Raw genomic sequence first — 1,856 nt, forward strand, 5'->3', positions numbered from 1 at the left:
TGCACATCCTATCTTTAATGTATAATACGTATTATACGTACAATATGTATTATGTAAAGATATTTTATGCTGTTAACTACCTCCCCGCCTCAAAGACGAGGAGATAAAATCATGTTTTTAAAGTTAAGCAGCTTTCTTAACAGAATTTTTCAGACTCGGATCGTAAGCTTTCAACAAAGGCTCCATAATAGAAGGAGGTTTTAAAGATCCAAAATTTGTAATCATTGCTAGAACTCTGAGTGCGTTTGGTGATCCATCTTGAAGTTTTAAAATCAAAGCTTTTTCTATTGCATCCATGGTTTCAATCAGAGCATTAAAAGCTTTATCTTCAACATCATCACGATCAGAAAATTGAAACAATGCCATCCATAAATCGCACAAAAAATCGATACTGGTATTCATTGCACACCCCCAAAGATTTGTTCTCTTAAACATGCCAATCCTCTAGATGTGATTTTCGTTGAAGGCAGCACCTTTTCTGTACCATCCGGTCTTTGAATGGTGATAGCAGGACAATCCATAAATCCTTTCTTGATCTTGTCCTGATAAGGTAACAGAGGCGCCCCTGGAGCCCGTCGATAGACCCAATCATGTTTACGCAAGTAATCGGTTAAGTCCTTTGGCCGTACCTCTAACATCTTTGCTGCTTCAATAAGACCGAACAAACCATCAGAACGTTTTAAACCATCAAGTGCTTCTGCTTTTGGTGCTAATTCTGCAATAACATGATCTTTTTGCTCTATTTGACTTTGTAGATGATTCAAAACACCAAGCAATGCTTCAGGTTTGGAGTAGTCAACCTGTGGTGTTACTACTTGTTTCAAGAGCCGTTCACATTTGATAAAGTATTGACGTGCCTCATGCCCTTTGTCATTACGCTCTATCATCGAAAGGTGTTTAGCCATGTCTAATGTAATGTGGTATTCTTTTACCTTTCCACCGTTTTCTAAATTTTTAGAAAGCGTTATAAAGTTTATATTTTCCAGAAACTTACATTCTTTAATGCGATTTTTAATCCAGTCTGCAAACTTTGATGTAATTTCCAAAAATGCATGTAACTCACGTGCATTCACAGTTTGAACAGTTTCCTGATCAATAACCTGTTCTCTAATTTCTATAAGAGTATTCATAATGAATTCCTTGTTGATAGATGTTTCTTAATGACACTCAATTAAAGAGTGCCGGGCGCTAAGAAACACGGCAACAAGCCCGTCGTTATGCTTTCCCCCGAAAGGGTATTTTATGGCATAACCACACCCGACAAGACCAGTATACGCTATACGCATATAACGAGTCAAAGCCTTTACAATGTGCGGAAGAATGATTATTTCGGCAACCAATCCGCTTGTTGTTTTAAGGTGTTTCTTAGGCACCTGATTCGATTATTCATATTGTTGCCACATTGTCAAGTGGCTTCTAATAATTTTTTGATATTTTTGCTAATTTCATCTCTGAGTGCCGGGCGCTGAAAAACACGGCTACAAGTCCGTCGTCACACTTTTCCCGTTAGGGTATTGTATAGTGTAACCACACCCGACGAGGTTATTATATGCATGTAGCACATAATGAGTAAAAGTCTTTAAATGTCCAGAAGATTGGTTATTTCGGCAATCAATCCGCTTGTAGTTTGTAAGGTGTTTTTCAAGCAACTGATTCGAAAATATACAGTACAGAAATAATGTCAAGCATCTTTCGATAATTTTTTTTATTTTTGGATGACGAGCTCTGAAAAACACAGCTCTTTACCTTTCATTTTTCCCATTCATTTCATTAGCCAACCATTTAAAGGAGCATAAAGTATGGCAATAGGTTTTCTACACGGTGTTGAAGTTGTCGAGGTTGACGACGGCACCCGC

2 protein-coding genes are annotated in these 1,856 nt (G+C 37.7%); both read right to left on the minus strand.

Annotated elements, in window-relative coordinates:
* Positions 1–123: 123 nt before the first annotated feature.
* Entirely contained in the window at positions 124–402 is a 279-nt protein-coding gene (locus ACFIJK_RS09115; protein WP_375627569.1) for a hypothetical protein, read from the minus strand.
* Positions 399–1,130 carry an antA/AntB antirepressor family protein gene (locus ACFIJK_RS09120; protein ID WP_375627570.1) on the minus strand — a complete coding sequence of 244 codons (732 nt, stop codon included), beginning with the start codon at positions 1,128–1,130 and terminating at the stop codon, positions 399–401. The genes ACFIJK_RS09115 and ACFIJK_RS09120 overlap by 4 nt, the downstream gene beginning before the upstream one ends.
* Positions 1,131–1,856: the final 726 nt, after the last annotated feature.

Origin of the sequence: Bartonella sp. PS17NMGDW, from assembly GCF_042193555.1 — a bacterium.
In the GTDB taxonomy this organism is placed as follows: domain Bacteria; phylum Pseudomonadota; class Alphaproteobacteria; order Rhizobiales; family Rhizobiaceae; genus Bartonella; species Bartonella grahamii.